The 19,591-nt window shown below is 38.6% G+C and carries 11 protein-coding genes; 10 read left to right on the top strand and 1 reads right to left on the bottom strand.

Annotated features, from left to right (window positions below):
• The 9 genes from AC5KOD_RS05030 to addA all read left to right on the top strand — a co-directional run.
• The coding region (locus tag AC5KOD_RS05030; RefSeq protein ID WP_496913440.1) for a transketolase-like TK C-terminal-containing protein at positions 1 to 242 on the top strand (242 nt) is incomplete at its 5' end.
• A 219-nt stretch (positions 243 to 461) separates the two neighbouring features.
• Positions 462 to 842: an ACT domain-containing protein gene (locus AC5KOD_RS05025; protein WP_496913439.1), complete on the top strand. Its 381-nt coding sequence runs from the start codon at positions 462 to 464 to the stop codon at positions 840 to 842.
• Between the two features lie 278 nt (positions 843 to 1,120).
• Positions 1,121 to 2,032: an EamA family transporter RarD gene (rarD, locus tag AC5KOD_RS05020; protein ID WP_496913438.1), complete on the top strand. Its 912-nt coding sequence runs from the start codon at positions 1,121 to 1,123 to the stop codon at positions 2,030 to 2,032.
• Between the two features lie 1,041 nt (positions 2,033 to 3,073).
• On the top strand, positions 3,074 to 3,655 hold the full coding sequence (lepB, locus tag AC5KOD_RS05015) for a signal peptidase I (protein ID WP_496913437.1): 582 nt from the start codon (positions 3,074 to 3,076) through the stop codon (positions 3,653 to 3,655).
• 119 nt (positions 3,656 to 3,774) lie between these two features.
• A complete protein-coding gene (locus tag AC5KOD_RS05010; RefSeq protein ID WP_496913436.1) occupies positions 3,775 to 4,302 on the top strand; it encodes a sigma-70 family RNA polymerase sigma factor in 528 nt (175 codons plus the stop codon).
• Positions 4,289 to 5,371: a DUF4349 domain-containing protein gene (locus tag AC5KOD_RS05005; RefSeq protein ID WP_496913435.1), complete on the top strand. Its 1,083-nt coding sequence runs from the start codon at positions 4,289 to 4,291 to the stop codon at positions 5,369 to 5,371. Before AC5KOD_RS05010 ends, AC5KOD_RS05005 begins: the two co-directional genes overlap by 14 nt.
• Before the next feature lie 26 nt (positions 5,372 to 5,397).
• Positions 5,398 to 6,684, top strand: a complete 1,287-nt coding sequence (locus AC5KOD_RS05000) for a serpin family protein (RefSeq protein WP_496913434.1) — start codon at positions 5,398 to 5,400, stop codon at positions 6,682 to 6,684.
• A 222-nt stretch (positions 6,685 to 6,906) separates the two neighbouring features.
• Positions 6,907 to 10,458 (top strand): PD-(D/E)XK nuclease family protein, encoded by a 3,552-nt coding sequence (locus AC5KOD_RS04995; RefSeq protein ID WP_496913433.1) that lies wholly within the window; start codon positions 6,907 to 6,909, stop codon positions 10,456 to 10,458.
• Positions 10,451 to 14,200: a helicase-exonuclease AddAB subunit AddA gene (gene addA, locus AC5KOD_RS04990; RefSeq protein WP_496913432.1), complete on the top strand. Its 3,750-nt coding sequence runs from the start codon at positions 10,451 to 10,453 to the stop codon at positions 14,198 to 14,200. The genes AC5KOD_RS04995 and addA overlap by 8 nt, the downstream gene beginning before the upstream one ends.
• A 97-nt stretch (positions 14,201 to 14,297) precedes the next feature.
• Here addA and AC5KOD_RS04985 read toward each other — a convergent pair whose 3' ends face one another.
• A complete protein-coding gene (locus AC5KOD_RS04985) occupies positions 14,298 to 14,909 on the bottom strand; it encodes a TetR/AcrR family transcriptional regulator (RefSeq protein ID WP_496913431.1) in 612 nt (203 codons plus the stop codon).
• A 239-nt stretch (positions 14,910 to 15,148) separates the two neighbouring features.
• Between AC5KOD_RS04985 and AC5KOD_RS04980 the strand changes: the two genes are divergently transcribed.
• A complete protein-coding gene (locus AC5KOD_RS04980; RefSeq protein ID WP_496913441.1) occupies positions 15,149 to 19,462 on the top strand; it encodes an acyl-CoA dehydratase activase-related protein in 4,314 nt (1,437 codons plus the stop codon).
• Positions 19,463 to 19,591 lie beyond the last annotated feature (129 nt).

The following is a 19,591-nucleotide window of genomic DNA, read 5'->3' as shown; positions in this document are numbered from 1 at the left end:
TGCCAAGTACAGATTTGTTTGACAAACAGGATGCAGCCTATAAAGAAAGTGTACTACCAAAAGCAGTGACTAAACGTGTCGCAGTTGAAATGGGTGCAAGCTTTGGTTGGGAACGCTATGTAGGAAACGAAGGCGCAACAGTGACCGTTGATCGCTTCGGTGCAAGTGCTCCTGCTCCAACTGTTTTAGCTGAGTATGGCTTTACGACTGAAAATGTGGTAAAAACATTCAACGAGTTATAAGAATAAATTTTAAATGAAGTTGTGAGTGATCAGTTTGATCACTCGCGATTTTTTTGTTTACTTAGAAGAAGGTCAAATTGTCAGAAAGGGGCCGTTTCAAGAGTTATTTTCAATCAATCTTTCCAAGGTTTTTATAGAATTATAGAAAACGAGTAGGTAATAGGTGGACTAATTTTATAGTGTGTTAATATAAAAACAGTAATAGAAAGTAGGGATAGAATGGATTTACGATTAAATAAAAGAGAACGATATACAGTAGCTCAGTTTCATAAGGGGTATCAGTTTGAGCAACCGCTTGATGGTTTTAAAAGTGTCACTTGGACCGCAGATGAATGCTCAGTTGTCGCTTTGAGCGATCAGTTGATTATCGAAGATGCTATAGCTGTTGAAGAAGGATGGGTTCTATTGCAAATTACAGGTGTTTTGGATTTTTCCCTAACAGGTATTTTAACTCAGATTGCTAATCCTTTGGCTAAAGCGGGGATTTCAATTTTTGCTTTGTCGACTTACAACACTGACTATGTATTGTTGAAAGCAACTGACATGGAAGCTAGTATCGATGTGTTGGAGAATGCAGGACATCAACTAAAGGTTGTTTAAGAAATAAGATTGCTTTTTAATTCTAAATAGTAAAGAGCTATAAATTGATGAGCATTTAAAAGAACTCGAACAATCGGTTATTTCGATTGTTCGTTTTTTTTGAGAAGGACTTTGTTTAATTTTTAGTCTTTTAGTCGTAAGATCGTATTGTAGTGAGACGGATAAAGAAAACAAAACGATGTGAGTATTTTTTAGTTAGCTTTCTCATGTGAGTAGTGCTAAAATAAAACGACGAGTGGGTTGTTACCGATTCGATAGTAGGTAAAGGGTGTGTAGTATTGGAGAGTAAACAAAAATTATCAAATAAAAAGTGGGGCATCATAGCGGGTTTTCTTGCGTACATTTTATGGGGAGTGTTACCTTTTTATTGGAAGGCAGTCGGTAGTGTTTCGCCATTATCGATTTTAAGTTATCGGGTGGTTTGGTCATTTGTTTTTATGATCGCAATTATGGTCGTTGGAGGGAAATGGACAGAGTTTGTTAAGGAAGCGAGAGCTGTAGTTGGCGATCGTCGCCGATTTTTCGCTATTATTTCAGCAGCGGTGCTAGTGACCACTAACTGGTTTATTTTTATTTTCTCTGTCAGCAGTGGCAAAGTGATTGATGCTAGTCTAGGTTATTATATGAATCCATTGGTAAACGTTGTGTTAGCGACTCTCTTTTTAAAGGAACGGTTGGGTCGTGGGGAATTTGTCGCGTGTCTTTTAGCCGCAGTCGGTGTGGTCCTGTTATCGATTCAAAGTGGTGTGGTTCCGTGGTCCTCAATCGCGATGGCAGTTACCTTCAGTTTATATGGTGTAATAAAGAAGGTTGCCGCAGTTAGTTCAATGACAGGACTCACGTTAGAAACGGCAATAATTGCGCCATTTGCTTTAGGCTATTTATTCTTATTTTCGCCAGAAGGATTTATGTCATTTGGTTTAAGCCTGAATTTGCTTTTGGTAGGTGCAGGAATAGTAACGGCCATCCCGCTATTTTTATTTGCTGAAGCAACTAAAAATATTTCGTATATTTTGGTTGGGTTTCTACAGTATATTGCCCCAACTTTAATGTTGCTAGCCGCTATTTTCCAATTTAACGAAACATTTGAGCTTCCTCAAATGGTGGCCTTTGGTTTCATTTGGTTAGGAATCTTAGTATTCACAATTAGTAATGTCTTATTGCTAAAAAAAAGAAAACAATTAAGTTAACAAAAAAGACTCGATTTAGTTAGGTAGAAATCGAGTCTTTTTTCTTTAGATATGAGGAAAAGCTTCAAGAAAATGGATGTAAACATAACTTATTTTACAAAGGTTTGGTACCAATTTTTAAGTATGTTTGAGGTTGTAATAAGCTCCGTATGTTGTTATTCTATAAAAAAATCTCAACCTGTTCAAAAGCACGAAACGCGACATAGCTCTAATTGAAATTGTTATGTAGAATTGGTTAGTTAGATCGGATAACACTGCTAGTATCAACTTTCTGATAGGTGATAACTAAAGTGGGGTGTTGTTTCAAACCTGTCCGTGTTTAGCGTACATCGGAATATTAAAAAAGTGAAAAAGTGTTATATTATCTCGTTTATGAGTCAATAACAAGTCATTTTATTGACTTGTTATCCTATAAAAAAATCTCAACCTGTTCAAAAGCGCGAAACGCGACATGTCTCTAATTGAATTTGTTATCTAAAATTGGTTAATTAGATCGGATAACACTGCTAGTATCAACTTTCTGATAGAAGATAACTAAAGTGGGATGTTGTTTCAAAGCTGTCCGTGTTTAGCGTACATGGCTTGTGAAAAATTGTTAATATCTGTTATTAATAATTGATCTCGAGGCCTCTATCTGGTAATTATATCATAGAAAACGCGGGTTGCTTAATTGAGAAAGTCCCCTATAAGAGGTTAATGTACCTCAAAATGGTGTTAGTGTTTCCAATATTTTTTAAGAATAGCATAGAATTAGTCTTTCTATGAATTTACGACTCTTTTTTGAGGTAATGACGAAACAAAAGAGGTAATTTAGAGGGTTAAGGGGAAAGTAAAAATATATAGGGTTTTATTAATAGTGATTCGAGTAAGAAGTTATCTTATTTAAAAGCAAACCTTATTTTGTATTAAGAATGGTAAAATTTGAAGAAAGTTTGAAGAAATTCAGTAAAACGATGTTATTGAGTGAATAATTAACAAAAATAGGAGCTTTTATGCTAAAATGAATCAGAATAAGATTTTAAACTCTCAGGAGGTAACAGTTTGAATAAGAAAGAAATAATTAGTAATTTAGTCTGGTTTGGAGGCCTTTTAGTTGTCTTATTAATTATTAGGAATTTTGTCTTCATGCCTGTGGTGGTATCAGGTAATTCGATGGACCCGACACTCCAAGATCGTGAGCGGGTTATCGCAACAAAGACTAAAAAAATTGAACGATTTGATATCGTGACGTTTCCTGCACCTGATGCACCTAAAAAAAGTTATGTTAAGCGTGTAATTGGGCTACCAGGTGATACCGTGGCATATAAAAACGACCAATTAACCATCAATGGCAAAGAGTACGATGAGCCTTATCTTGATGAATACAAGAAATTGTTAGATGAAGGTGACTTTCTAACAACTGCTGAATTAGAGCCTGGCAAATGGTATAGCGAATTTAGTTTGGCTGATCTGGCAATTCTCGGAGCTACGACTGTGCCAGAGGACTCACTATTTGTTTTAGGTGATAATCGCCAAATTTCTAAAGACAGTCGCATGATTGGTTTTATCAAAAAAGCGGATATCACAGGTAATGTTAAATTTTGTATTTGGCCACCTAGTAAATTTGGTTCAATCAATAATTAGTAATGGGAGCTCAACACAATTGTTGAGCTTTTTTATTTTAAAAATTTTTCCAACCTTTTTCCATCTTCAAACGTCTAATCTATGTAGTGTGGAGAGAATAATGAAAGGGAGTGAAGTAAGTGACAGAAACAACGGCTGTAGTAGCAGCGATAAAGGGAGATCGCCAGGCTCTTGAATCATTATTAAAAGGGCTCTATCAACAATTATATAAAACGGCTTTTTTGTATGTTAAAAACGAGGCTGATGCATTAGATATTGTACAAGATTCGATCATTAAGATTATGACAAAGATCGGGGCCTTATCTCAACCAGATTTTTTTGCAACCTGGGCTATTAGAATTGTGATACATACAAGCTTGGATTTTTTACGACATTCAAATCGGCATGAGTCAAATGAGTTGATGGACCATTTTGAGAGTCGAGAGACTCTTTCTGATGAGAGTCGCTTGGATATTTATGAAGGCATTTCACGGTTGTCAGAGGATCTACAAGAAATAACGATTCTACATTATTTTTATGGGCGTAAGTTGAAGGAAATTAGTTTGATATCAGATGAGCCAATTGGTACCACGAAGTATAAGCTACATCAAGCGAGGGGTTTATTACGGCAGTATCTGGAAGGAGGCGAAGGATATGAAAATGACTGAAGAGTGGGAAAAAGAGTGGCAGGAGATTGTTGTTCCTAAAGAGGCTGTTTTTAAAGTGATAGAAGAGACGCTTGCGAGTGAGAAAGGTGAGGAGACACCTGAAAAAGTCATTGTTAAACGTTCAGCTAGTGTGTTATTGTTTATAAAGAAGCATCGTGTCAAACTTGGAGTGGCGGCTATCTTATGTTTAGCTGCTAGTGGAGTGGCGATTGCTTTTAATCAAGAAAATCAGTTCACCAAACAATCAATGACTCAAGAGGTAGGGCCTCAAGTGGAATCTTCTCTGGGAGGAGAGGTTTCTAAGTCAAAAATTAGTGGTGAGGATTATTCAGTAGCAGATCAGAAGAGGTCAGATGCAAGTGCTCAAGAAGTAGAAACACAAGCTGCTACTAATACTGATCGGAAATTAGTAAAGACCTATATGATTAGTAAAGAAACAAGAGAATTTGATGATACACTTAAGTCGATTGAAGCTGCAGTTGAAAGTGTTGATGGTTACTTTAGTCAGTCAGATATTGATAATCAAGCTAATGGTGATGATTTAAGATCAGCTAATTACATTATACGGGTTCCGCAAGCTAAAGTGACTAACTTTATCAACGCATTAGCTGATGTTGGTGAGACAGTGTCCTCGTCAGAGAATGTGACTGATTATAGTTTAAGCTATACGGATAATCAAAGTCGTATTAAGGCATTTCAAACTGAGGAAGAGGCCTTGTTGAAATTGTTAGAAAAAAGTGATAAAGTTCAAGATATGATTGAGATACAAGATCGTTTGTCCCAAGTTAGAAGTTCGAAAGACAGTTTAATTCAACAAAATAAGCTGATAGATAATCAAGTGGCCGAAACAGAAATAACATTAGCTATTACTGAGGTTAAGACTTTAACAAAGGAAAAGAACACGACGATTTTTGATAAAATTAACGATAATTGGCATGCTCAGCGAGAGTTTTGGCGGGCTACTGGTCAACGACTTATTGTCTTTATACTAAGTGTTGGTCCATATCTTTTAGCCTTGAGTGTCGTTGTAGCAATTGGCTGGCGCAGACATAAAAAGCGTCAAATGTAAATAATGGCAGTAGTTGGAGGAGTAAGATGGGGAAAAAACGTATTGGAATGATTTTTGGGATAATCAGTTGTATCTTTCTTAGTGGTTGTTTCCCAGAACAGGAGGCTGCAACTACGCCTAAAAAAACAAAAGAACCGCAAGTAATTGTTTCAGATGACAAGAAATTATCAGATTCTGATCGGTTAATGTACTTTGCTGCTGAGAGCAGTAGCTTATTATTGCAGTCTGAAGGAAATCAACTGTATGGACCTGTTGCTCCTTATTTACTTTTATCACTTTTGGGAGAAGGCGCGGTTGGAGAGACTCAAACTGCCATTTTTAATGGTTTAAATCAAACACCTACCTCCCGAAAGACACTTCATCAGTTTAATGAAGAGTTAGTTGGCAAGTATTTGGGGTCAGGGGATGTGAAGATGGCCAATTCTCTGTGGCTAGATGAGCCAGTAAAATTAACAAAGGCCTTCAATTCACTTGCCGAAACTTATTACTATGGCGATGTTCAGCATTTGCCTTTCACAGAACAGCCTAAAGCTGCTGCTAAAACGATTGATCAATGGGCGGATAAAAACATTGGCGAGTCATTTTTTGACAAGGCCTTGATTGAGTCTGGTTATGCGCTAGTAATGTTGAGTACAGCGAGTCTCCAATTGGAGTGGGAACATGCTTTTGATGCTAAATTGACAAAGGAAGAGGTTTTTCATGGCAGTGATCAAGATTATCAAGTTGCTATGATGCATCAGAGCTATGATAGTTATCGCTACACGACTGGACCGGATTATGTAGCGACGTCCTTGCCACTTAAAAATGGCAATCGATTACAGCTGATTCTACCTAATGAAGGTGTTGATGTTAGGAGCTTGGTCGAAACAAAAGAAAAAATGCTGTCATTATTTTGGATTGTTGAGAATCAACAGATGAAGATGCGTTTTTCAATACCTAAAGTTAAGGTGTTGAGTGAGTTGGATTTACAACCCGCTTTGGAAAAAATGGGTCTAGAGCGAGCCTTCTCGAAGGAAGAAGCTGGTTTTAGCCGATTGTCGCGTAATGCTAGTTTGTATTTAGGTAGAGCTTTGCAGAAAAATCAATTGACATTTTCTGAAAACTCAGTGGTAGGAGGTGCCTATACACAAGTTATGATGCCAAATACCCCTGACTCTACTGAGGCTCCGCAACAGGTGATTCCTCCTGTTGTGGTTCCTGAAGAGCCAGTTATGGAATTTAAGTTGGATCGTCCATTTATTTACCTTATCTCTGATCAAGATGGTATTCCTCTATTACAAGGAATTATTGATGATCCAAGTCAGTTGAATTAGTTTTGAGTGAACAACTAGATGACCGTTTATAGCGGCATCCAGTTGTTTTTTTATTGGTTGTCTTTTAGTCATGATTTAAGTGACTAAGGCGGCTAGATGCCCATTTTTAAGGTGAAATATGATACACTTATGACAGACTTTTATTAGTCTGTCGGGAGGAGCTTTCGTTTTTTCCTCTACTGAAGATCGGGCAATGAACTATTAGTATAAGGAGTGACGCTTATGAGCTTAGAATTTATATATGGACCTGGAAGTTGCCAACATGAAGAGCCGTTGGTTCAACGAGCAGCGGAATGGTTAACGCTGGATCCTCAGCACGAGGTTTTCTATTTGGTGCCAAACCACGTTAAATTTGAAACAGAAGTTAGTGTGTTGGAGTCTTTCCATCAGCTGCCGACATATGCTGGTTGGGAAAATATGACGACCATGCGTTTGCAGGTTTTTAGTTTTTCTCGTTTGGCTTGGTATTATTTGCAACACACTGCGTTATATCAAGATGAGCATTTGAGTGAGGCTGGAACTCATATGTTGATTCGTAAACTACTATTATCTCATGTGGAAGAGTTAGTCGTTTTCCGTGGTGAGATTAATAAAGCCGGTTTTATTAGCCAGCTAGCGGATCTTTTTAATGAATTGCAAGAAGGAAATATTGAGTTAGCTGATTTGGATCAATTGTTGGCTGGTTTAGGAGATAGTTTTAAAGAGGTTGATTTTAAAGAGAAGTTACGAGATTTTCAGCTGCTATATAATGCGTATTGTGTGGCGTTGAATGATCGAGAAGTTGGTAACAAAGAGCTGATTACGCGTTTAGCGACTTATTTAAAGGAGCAGGATTTATCAAATGTAATGTTCATTGTCAGTGGTTTTTCTCGTTTTACCGCTCGTGAGCAACAGTTAATCGCTGTTTTAGCTGAGAAGGCAGCTGAGATGAAGGTTAATTTGGTTTTAGACCAGGCCTATGTTCAAAGTCCACCTGAGCGATTTAATATGTTTTTCGATGCAGGGAAGTTGTACTATGAGCTCTATCATTTTGCTAGAAGCAAGCAACTTAGATTATTGCCTGATACTCGTTTACAGTTGGACCAAGAGAAGCCGATTTCAATTATTGATGAGTGTTGGCAAGCGTCGCAAGAGCTTAGCCCTTCGAAACGATTTACTAGCTTAGTGACGGATAAGGTGCAAATTTGGGAGGGAACGACTGCTTTTGCAGAAGTGAGTCATGTGGCGAAGGAGATCCGACGTTTGGTATCAGAAGGGTTACGTTATCAGGATATTCAGGTTTTAACACGAGAGTTGTCGGCGTATAGTAACATAATTGGCCCTGTTTTCATGAGTCACGATATACCTTATTATTTAAATCAAGAACTGGAGATGAAGCATCATCCACTAGTCGAATTTTTAACCACGTTATTTTCAGTACAGGCGCGAAATTTTCGTTATGCTGATGTCATGCGTTTTTTACGAACTGAGTTATTTTTACCGATTAATGATCGCTCATTATCTATTGAGGAATGGCAAGAGGCGCGAGATGCTTATAGAGATAAGATTGATGTGACAGAGAATGTAGTTTTAGCCTACGGGTATGAAGGCTTTTATTGGACGCAAGAAAAAGACTGGGTCTATGTATATTATGATTTTGAAAATGATGAAATGAAGGAAGATGAGAATAGACGTGCACAACGAATTTCTAATGAGGTTCGTCAACAACTTCGAGAGACTCTGTTGCCTTTTTATGATGAGTTGAAGCAGGCTAAAAATGGCCGTCAAGCGGCGATTGCTCTTTATCAATTTTTGATTACTAGTGGGGTTGAACAAGAAATTATTCATTGGCGCAATCAAGATATAGAGGCAGGGAATTTGGAAGAAGCGAAAAGTCATGAGCAAACCTGGCAGGCTTTTATTCAATTACTCGATGAGTATGTTGCGATTCTGGGAGACGATGAATTTGTTTTAACGGACTTCGTGGATATTTTGGAAACGGGTTTGGCGGGGCTCTCATATAGTAAAGTGCCCACAACTATCGATCAAGTTAGTGTGTCATCGCTTGATTTGATTCATGCTCAAAAAAGTCAAGTGACCTTTATTATTGGGGCGACGGATGCGGTTTTACCAAAAAAAGTAGAAAATAAAACCTTACTATCAGATGAAGAGCGACAATTAGTTGATGAACGATTAGTCGATGGGAAATTTTTAATAAAAAATACCTCGGCAGATTTGGCGAAGGAACCTTATATTGCTTATTTGGCATTTACGTCAACCTCGGATCGTTTATATTTAAGCTATCCACTGACTAAAGAGGGCAGTAAGGATGTTAAAATGTCTCCGTATCTTGGTGTTTTGGCTAAAATGCTTGGTTTACCGATTCGCCCTAAATCATTACTTCCAGCTGATTTCAGCTTAAGTTTAGAGTACATCAGTACGTACCGTAATTTAGTCACAGATTTGAATGCGTTGAAACGTCAAGCAGAGGAAGCTAAAGAGATGATATCCCCTTTGTGGTTAGAATTGGAAAAGAAGTTGCTGAGTCATCCAGAATATCAATTGTTAGCTCAGAAAATCTTTAAAAGTCAAGCTCATAAGAACGTGCCAGAACCATTAACATCGGAACTAGTTGATGCGCTATATGGTGAGACTATCCACGGTTCGGTGTCTAAAATCGAGAACTTTTACCAGTGTCAGTATAAGTATTTTATGACATATGGATTAAACCTAAAGGAACGCGATGTTTTTGCCTTAACTCCAGCGGCAACTGGCGATTTTTATCACGATGCACTAGATCAGTTATTCAAAGTGTTGATTCGAGAGCAGCTTAATCTAAGTGAATTAACAGCCGTAGAATTGAAGGAAGTGACTAATCAAGTTTTAGCAGGTATTTTAGCTGAGCCTAAGTTTGCTATTTTATCAGCAAGTCATCGGATGAACTATATTAGGTATCAGTTGGGACAAACAATTCAAAAAGTTAGTTGGGCGTTGAGAAAGCAAAGTCAGCGAACAGGACTTTCAACGGTTCAAACAGAGGTGTTATTTGGCCAATTTGCTCAAGAGACAAGTCTGGATAGTTTGACTGTAGAGGTTGGTCAAAATAAACAAATGAGTATCCGTGGGAAGATAGATCGCTTAGATCAGATAGAGGTTGGTGATCACACTTATTTGGCAGTGGTTGATTACAAATCGAGCCGCCACACCTTTGATTACCGAGAGGCGTATTTTGGTTTGGCAATGCAAATGATTACTTATTTAGATGTGGCTTTATCGAATGCTGTTAGCTTAGTCGGTGCTGAAAAGGCCAAACCCGCAGGTGCTTTTTATTTACAGATAAAAAACCCAACGATTGAAGGTAATGTTTCGGTTGAAGAGGCAACTGAGGAGTTGTTTAAAGAGTATGGCTACAAAGGATTATTGTTGAACGAAGCGCCTTTGTTAGAAAGACTAGATAAGACTTTAGATGAGCAGCCAAAATCAAGTATTTATCCTTACAGCATAAAAAAGAATGGGGAATTCTCATCCAGCCAATTTGTCACGGAAGCAGAGGTCGACCTACTTATCCAGCATAATAGGCATAACTTTAAAACAGCTGGGCAGGAAATTTTTAAGGGAGCTACTAAATTGAACCCAGCTTATCGTGATAAACAGCGGGTAGCGTGTCAGTATTGTCCATTTCGCAGTGTTTGTCAATTTGATGTGATGTTAAAAGAAAATGAGTACCACCGAATTGATCAATTGAAAAAAGATGAGGTTCTCAAAAAAATAGCAGAGGAGGAACGAGATGTCTAACCTACACACAAGTGAGTTGCCACTAAAGCCTAGCAACAGCCAATATACAGATGGTCAGTGGCAAGCAATCTATGACCAAGGAGCAAATATTCTTGTGTCAGCTTCTGCAGGATCGGGTAAAACGACGGTTTTAGTTCAGCGAGTAATCGAAAAAATTAAGGCTGGGATACATGTCGATGAGCTTTTAATCGTGACTTATACCGAAGCGGCAGCGAAGGAAATGAAACAGCGAATCAAATCAGCCGTTGAGCACGCTATTTCAGCTGAGTCTGATCCTGAGTTGAAGCGGCATTTTGTTCATCAATTAACGTTGATTCCAACTGCTAATGTCAGTACGTTACATGCCTTTTGTTTACAAGTTATTCGAAAGTATTATTATTTGATTCAAATTGACCCAGTGTTTCGTCTGTTGACTGATGAAACAGAAATGATTTTATTAAAAGAGGATATTTGGGAGGACCTACGAGAAGAACTTTATGAGACAGATCAAGAAGAGTTTTACCGATTAACAGCTAATTTTTCTAATGATCGTAGTGATGATGGGTTAACCATGTTAATATTTTCTCTTTATGATTTCGCGCGGTCAAATCCTAATCCTAAAGCATGGTTGGAGTCATTAGTCTCAGCTTATGAGGTTAGCGACAACTTAGCGGAAGCGGGCATTTATCAGTCAGTGATAAAGCCTAATTTACTTCTTGAGTTAGAGCTAATGATTGGTCAAAGTCAGGAAATGGTTCGATTGGCTGAATCTACCGAGACATTTGTGAAAGTCAAGGATCTGATGCAGGTGGAAGCTCATTTTGGTTATGAATTATTAGCGTTAATTCAGGCAGATGATTTAGAGGGAATGTTTCAGTATTTAGTTAATCTGAGTTATGCTCGCTATCCAAGCTTGAGAAATCTTGAAGAGGACGAGAAAGAAGTTAATGAGCTGATTAAGAAATTACGCAATAGTAATAAAAAGCTTTTAACGGATTGGCAAAAGGGCTTGTTTAGTATTGAACCGAGTAAAATGCTAGAGGTGATGAAAGAGTCACAGCAGATGGTTAATCAGATGGCAGAAGTTACTTATTTGTTTGAACGAGCTTATTCTGCTCGGAAAGCAGAAAAGAATTTAGTTGATTTTAATGATTTAGAGCATTTCACTTTGCAGATTTTAGCCACTATTACTGAGGAGGGCTGGCAAGGATCAGAAGCGTCAAGTTATTACCGAGATAAGTTTTCAGAAGTATTGGTTGATGAATATCAAGATATTAATCAGCTACAGGAAAACATTCTTTTTTGGTTGCGTCAGCCTGAACCAGAAAATGGGAACCTATTTATGGTCGGTGATGTGAAGCAATCTATCTATTCCTTTCGTTTGGCTGATCCAACGTTATTTATAGATAAGTACAATCGATTTGGTGAAGGCCAAGATGGTCGTCGAATTATTCTAGCAGAGAATTTCCGTTCACGTCGCAATGTCCTTGACTTTACTAATTTAATTTTTGAGCAATTGATGAATACATCTGTTGGTCAATTAGAGTATGATGAGGCGGCTCAGTTAATAAATGGCTTTAAAGGATTCCCTGAAACGGATCATTATGATACAGAAATTTTAATTTTTGAGTCGGCAAGTGATGGGAATGAAGACGTTGAGGATGTAGATGATGGCTTCCAGATTGATGATAAAACAGAAGGGGAGCTAAGGTTAGTTGGCAATAAAATTAAAGGGTTAATTGCAGAAGGCTTTCCTATTTACGATAAAAAAGCGAAAGAAACACGGCCACTTAGGTATCAGGATATTGTTTTATTGACTCCAACAAAGAAGAATAATTTGGTGTTATTGGATATTTTTAAAGAGATGGAAATACCTCTCCATGTTAATGACACACAAAATTATTTTCAAGCAACAGAAATCAGAATTATGATTGCATTATTAAATGTGATTGACAACCCTTATCAGGATATACCTTTGGCTTCTGTTTTACGCTCACCTCTTGTGGGGATAAAGGAGAACGACTTGGCAGTTATCAGAGCAAGTCAGGTTTCAGGTGGTTTTTATGAAGCCTTTCTTCATTATTTAGAAGAGAATCGTCAGTCTGAGTTGGGGCAGATATTAGCTGTGTTTAGTGAGCAATTATCACGCTGGCGAGAAATGGCAAGACGTCAACCGTTAGTCACGTTGATTTGGCAAATATATCAAGATACAGGGTTTCTTGACTATGTTGGAGGAATGCCAGCTGGAGCTCAGCGACAGGCTAACCTGCATGCTTTATATGAACGTGCGACGAGTTATGAAGAAATGAGCTTTAAAGGGTTATTTCAGTTTGTCCGGTTCATTGAAAAAATGCAGAGTAAGGATAAGGACTTGGCTGAACCAACTTCGATTAGTGATGATGAAGATGCAGTCAGAGTGATGACGATTCACGCATCTAAGGGCCTAGAATTTCCAGTTGTATTTGTTCTTGATTTAACTCGTCGCTTTAATTTAATGGATTTGAATAATGCTTATATTTTTGATGATAAATTGGGGGCAGGAATCAAGTATACAGATTTGGAAAATCGATTGTTCTATCGAACGTTGCCTTTTTTAGCTATTCGGGAAGAAAAACGGAAAAAGCTATTATCAGAAGAAATGCGAAAGCTTTATGTGGCACTGACTCGAGCAGAAGAAAAGCTCTTTTTAGTCGGATCTTATAAGGATCAAGAGTCGGCTTGGAAAAAATGGAGTCGAAGCGCGTTGGAAACTCAGCCTGTTTTAGGAGATGAGTTGCGCTTGAAAAGTCTGTCATTAATGGATTGGATTGGCTTGACGATTATGCGTCATCAAGATAGTGAGAGGTATCAGTCAGAATACGAAATTGCTAAGGTTGCTGGCATTTATCAGCATCCGGCTCATTTTAAAATCAGCTTTAAAGGGCTGGAGGAGCTTCGACTGGAAACGGTACAGGTGATTCAAAAGGAAAGTAAGCCTACAATTACTGTATTTAAGCCGGAAAAAGGGGGAACATTGGTTGAAGCCTTGGCTCGTTTAGAATTTAATTATCCGTTTGATGTCTCTACTCAGACAACAAGTTATCAATCAGTTTCCGAAATTAAGCGGGTTTTTGAAGACCCGGACAATGCAGATTTATTAACGCTTGATTTGACACAGGAACGAGCGCGAACGGTTAACCGCTATACTGATGACCAGTTGATAAGACCTAAATTTATGGAAGAGGTTGGAGAGATTCTTGCGACTGATATTGGAACAGCCACCCATTTGGTCATGCAGTTGCTTCCATTAGATGAAGTACCGACAGTAGAAAGTATTGGTCAATTGATCGACGAACTAGTCGAGAATCGTTCTTTGGATGAGCGCGTAGCTGCCAGAATTGATCGGACCGCTATTACGGCCTTCTATCAAACTGAGTTTGGTCGTTTGTTGTTGGCTAATCCAAAGGCGGTTACTCGAGAGCAGCCCTTCTCTATGTTGATGAGAGCAGAAGCCATTTTTAGAGATTATCCTGAGAAGACATCAGATAAGATTTTGATTCATGGGATTATTGATGGTTATTATGAAGATCAGGATCAGTTAATCTTATATGATTTTAAAACGGATCATCTTGAAACGCCGGATGAGGCCGCTCTAGATCTGTTGAGAAAAAAATATCGAGGTCAATTGAGTTTGTATAAACAAGCATTAGAACAGGTTAAAGACCGTCAAGTGACTTCAACAAAATTGATATTATTATCGGCGGGGCAATTACTGGAAATGTAAAGAGTAATCTAAGAAGAGGGAGTGGGACGAGTGTCTCACTCCCTCTTCTTGTTTCACGTATGTTAGGTGATAAACGACTTTATGTCTCAGTTTCTCTCTATCGTTCAACATCTAACCCTAGAACTGTCAAATGACCGTTACCAACTAATTTGATAACAAGACGAGACATGTGATTTGGTGGAAAGTCAGAATCGCTCTTTACCCACCAGTGAACCGTGCCTATAAAGATCGAGGTCATGTATTCGATGATAAAATCAATAGGGACTTCAATATCATTTTCAGTGATTTTCAGTTTATTGAAAACATCTTGATATTGTTCCGTTAAGAGTTGATACAATTTTTCACGAAAGAGTAGAGCAGAGGTTCCTTCTGTCAAAGTTAAGAAAAAGGTCTTATTTTCTCTTATTTTGACAAAGACTGAAGTTAGCATATACTCAACTTTTTTGACTTTTAAAAAATTACCTTCGACTAATTGTTCGGTATTTAGAATGGAGGCGAAGATATCGATTGCAAATTCTAATACATGTTCGTAGAGATCTAACTTGTCTTTAAAATGAGCGTAGAAGGTTGCTCGATTAATCATGGCCTCGTCAGCTATATCTTGGATTGTAATGGCTTCGTACCCTTTTTGATCTATTAAGGTAATAAAGCTATCGACAAGCATTTTTCTGGTTCTTAAGACACGTAAATCTGTCTTTTTTTTCATCATAATCCCTACTTTCTTTTTTAAAGAGCTTGTAAGTTACCTTCTTTTTTTGTGAGAAAAACAACAAATGGAATTACTTTGTTGCTTATGTCACAAAATGACTGAAATTGATTATTGAAATTATCTAAAGTTGCTATAGAATGATTATAACAGACGAATTGTTTCATATTCAACAGATTGTTGCTTATTTAGTGAAAAAGAGAGCATGTTTGTCTGAACGAAGCAATATGGAGGTCAAAAAAATGTATTATCGTGCAGGAATAGATGTCGGATCAACAACAGTTAAATTAGTGGTGTTGAATGGGTTAAATCAAACTGTTTTTTCAAAGTATGAGCGTCATTATTCAGACGTTACGGCGGCGAGTAAACGAGTTTTAGAGGAAGCGCTCAGTGTTCTAGGGGCAGAAAGCCAAGTTGCAATGACTATTACAGGCTCAGGTGGAATTGGATTAGCAGAAGTTTTAGAGATTCCGTTTGTCCAAGAAGTGATTGCTTGTACAAAAACAGTCGAAGAATTGATTCCTGAAACGGATGTTGCGATTGAATTAGGTGGCGAGGATGCAAAAATTACCTTTTTCGAAGGGGCAATGGAGCAGCGGATGAATGGAAGCTGTGCTGGTGGGACTGGTGCTTTTATTGATCAGATGGCAAGTTTACTAAAAACAGATGCCAATGGTGTCAATGAATTGGCTAAGAATTATGAAAATATCTATCCAATTGCTTCTCGTTGTGGTGTATTTGCCAAAACGGATGTTCAGCCACTAATTAATGAAGGGGCAGCAAAAGAGGATATTTCGGCCAGTATTTTCCAAGCAGTGGTTAATCAGACAATAGCTGGTTTGGCGTCTGGTCGTAAAATTAAAGGGAAGATCGCCTTTTTAGGTGGGCCCTTGTATTTCATGAGTGAGCTACGTCAACGGTTTATTGAAACTTTGAATATTCAACCGGAGGACGTTATTTTCCCTGAGAATCCTCAATTATTTGTTGCGATAGGAGCCGCAATTTATGCGAATGAGAATGAAGATACGACGACTTTTGAACAATTATTGACACAATTATCACAAGATAATAAGGAGCAACTCCAACCTAGTCAAGCTTTAGAGCCGTTATTCAGAACCGAAGAAGAATTGGCCGAATTTCGTCAGAGGCATAATGCGGCGACTGTGGCGACTAAGAATTTAGCTGATCATCGTGGTGTGACTTTTTTAGGAATTGATGCTGGATCTACAACGACCAAGGTGGTACTTATTAATGAAGACGGCGATATTCTTTTTCAGTTTTATAGTAATAATGAAGGACAGCCCTTAGAAACGGTTATGAAAGTGATTCAAGATTTATATAAACGTTTGCCAGAAGAAGTATACATTGGAAAAGCGGCTGTTACGGGGTATGGCGAGCACTTGATAAAAAATGCCTTAAAGGTCGATATTGGTGAAGTCGAAACGATGGCTCACTATAAAGCGGCAGATAAATTTCAACCAGGTGTTGACTTTATTTTAGATATTGGCGGTCAAGATATGAAAGCCATGAAAATCAAAGATGGCGTGCTGTCTTCGATTCAACTTAATGAGGCTTGTTCGTCTGGCTGTGGCTCATTTATTGAAACCTTTGCTAAATCGTTAAGGTACACGGTTGAAGATTTTGCTGAAGCGGCGTTAAGCTCCCAAGGGCCAGTTGATTTAGGCTCACGTTGTACCGTTTTTATGAACTCAAAAGTAAAACAAGTTCAAAAGGAAGGGGCAACAGTTGGCGATATTTCAGCGGGATTGTCCTACTCAGTAATTAAAAACGCAATCTATAAGGTGATAAAAATTCGTCGTCCAGAAGAATTAGGCGAGAAGATTGTCTGCCAAGGTGGAACATTCTATAATGAAGCAGTTTTGAGAGCCTTTGAACTTGTTAGCGGGCGAGAAGTTGTTCGTCCGGCAATTAGCGGTTTGATGGGTGCCTATGGTGCTGCCTTAATTGCACTTGAAAACTTTCAACTAGATGATAAAACAACTTTGTTGAGTTCAGCTGAAATGGCTGCTTTTACGGCTGAAAATGAATTTGCTAATTGTGGGCTCTGCGAAAACAATTGTATGCTGACTGTTACTCTATTTTCAGATGGTCGTAAATTTGTTACGGGGAATCGATGTGAACGCGGTGCACGAATTAAAATAAAGCGTGAAGACCGTCGTGTTAACTTGGTAGAGTATAAGTATCGTCGTCTCTTTAAGTATCGTTCCTTAAAAGCGAAAGATGCTCCTCATGGTGTAATTGGGTTGCCACGGGTTCTCAATATGTATGAGAATTACCCATTGTGGCATACCGTTTTTACTGATTTAGGCTTTAGAGTGGAGCTTTCACCTCGCTCTAATAAGGAACTGTATGAACAAGGAATGGAAACTATTCCAAGTGATACAGCATGTTATCCTGCTAAGTTAACCCACGGACATATTCAGGCGCTAATTAATAGTGGGGTTCCCTTAATATTCTATCCTGGTGTGGTGTTTGAACGTCAAGAATCTGCTGAAGCGGATAATCATTTCAACTGCCCTATTGTTCAAAGTTATCCTGATGTGATTCGTAATAATGTGGATGATATTCGTGACGGCTTGGTAGATTATCGCAATCCTTATATGAATTTAGCACATGAGGAATCGGTTGTTAAGGTAATGACTGCAGCGTTTGCTGATCTGGGAATTACTGAGGAGCAGATGAAAGTAGCCATTCGTCATGGTTTTGAAGAATTAGATGCTTATAAACATGATATTCAAGCCAAAGGCGAAGAAGTTTTGGCTATGCTAACTCAGAAAGGTGAAAAGGGCATTGTTTTGTCTGGTCGGCCGTATCATGTGGACCCAGAAATAAATCACGGAATTGCTGATGCTATTACTCAAGAAGGGTTCCATGTGCTAACAGAAGACAGTGTGTCTCATTTAGAAGATGTTGGTGGTTTACGAGTAGTTAATCAGTGGGTCTATCATTCTCGGTTGTACGCAGCAGCTCGTGTTGTTGCGAAATCAACTAATTTAGAATTGGTTCAATTAAATTCTTTTGGTTGCGGGTTGGATGCCGTTACCACTGATCAAGTAGAAGAAATTATGGATCAATACGGTAAGATCTATACGGTCTTAAAAATTGATGAAGGCTCTAATCTAGGGGCGATTCGGATTCGCTTACGTTCTCTGAAGGCCTCAGTCAATGAACGAGCGCACTTGAATTTTGTGCCAGTCAAACAATTTGATGAACCAGAAAAAATTGTCTTTACGAAAGAAATGAAAGCAAAACATACGTTATTGTTGCCGATGTTGAGTCCAATTCATCAAAATGGTTTAGTTGATGTGGCACTTCAAGAGTCAGGCTACAATGTGGTCTGTCTTCCATCAGAAGATACAGGAGCCATTGATGTCGGCTTGAAATTTGTTAACAATGATTCTTGCTACCCAGCTATTATTTCGATTGGGCAGTTGGTAGAGGCTCTTCAGAGTGGTGATTATGATGTGAACCAAACTAGTGTAATGATGACCCAAACAGGCGGTGGTTGCCGCGCTACTAACTATATTCCACTACTTCGTAAGGCTTTAAATGATGCTGGCTTCCCTCAAGTGCCTGTTGTATCTGTGTCTATGGGAAATCAAGGGGTTGAATCTAATCCTGGCTTTAAATTGAGTCTCCCATTGTTGAAGCGACTGGCATTGTCATTTCTTTATGGTGATTTGTTTGAACGGGTTGTTTATCGGACTCGACCTTATGAAGTTGAATCTGGAGCTGTTGACCGACTTCATACTCAATGGTTGGAAAAAGTTAGAGCAAGCGTAGTTAGTGGCTCCTTCCGTCAGTTTAATAAAAACATGAAGGCCATTATTCGCGACTTTGATACGATTCCTCAGACAGGTGAACGGAAACCGAAAGTCGGTGTGGTAGGGGAGATTCTAGTTAAGTATTCACCAATTGCTAATAACGACATTGTCCGTCTACTTGAAGCCGAAGGCGCAGAGGTGATTGTCCCTGATATCGCTGGTTTTATGAATTACTCACTCTACAATCAAATCTGGAAACATGAGAATTTGGGAACAGCTAAGAAGAGTAAATGGGTAGCTGAGTTTGGCATTAAGTTTATCGAAATTTGCCAAAAGCCCATGGATAAAGCACTGAGAGATTCGGATCGCTTCACTGGGGTCGCATCTATTTATGATTTGGCAGAGGATGCCGGTAAGATTTTATCTATTGGGAATCATACAGGTGAGGGCTGGTTCTTGACTGGTGAGATGATCGAATTATTGAAGGAAGATGTTCATAACATCGTTTGTTTACAGCCTTTTGGTTGCCTACCTAATCATGTTGTTGGTAAAGGAGTCGTGAAAGAATTGCGACGTCAATATCCAAAAGCGAATATTGCACCAATTGATTACGATCCTGGTGTGTCTATTGTCAATCAATTGAATCGGATTAGGTTAATGATGGCGACAGCTAAAAAAGTTTTTAATGAAGAACAAGCTACTAAAGAGCAAGCAGCTATAATCGCAGAGCAGGAAAAAAGTCGAGTTATAGTGGCGACAGATCGAGAGTAATTTCTCGGTCTTTTTTTGTTTGCCCAGCATGGGCAAACTCTAACGGGTTAAAGTCCCTAACGTGTCCTAGTAACGGAAAACGTCTAGTTGAAGACAAGGGTGTCCACCGCGAGGTGGAATCTGAAGGAA

The organism is Vagococcus sp. WN80Y (assembly GCF_059621045.1).
This window is presented reverse-complemented; position numbering and strand designations above follow the sequence as displayed.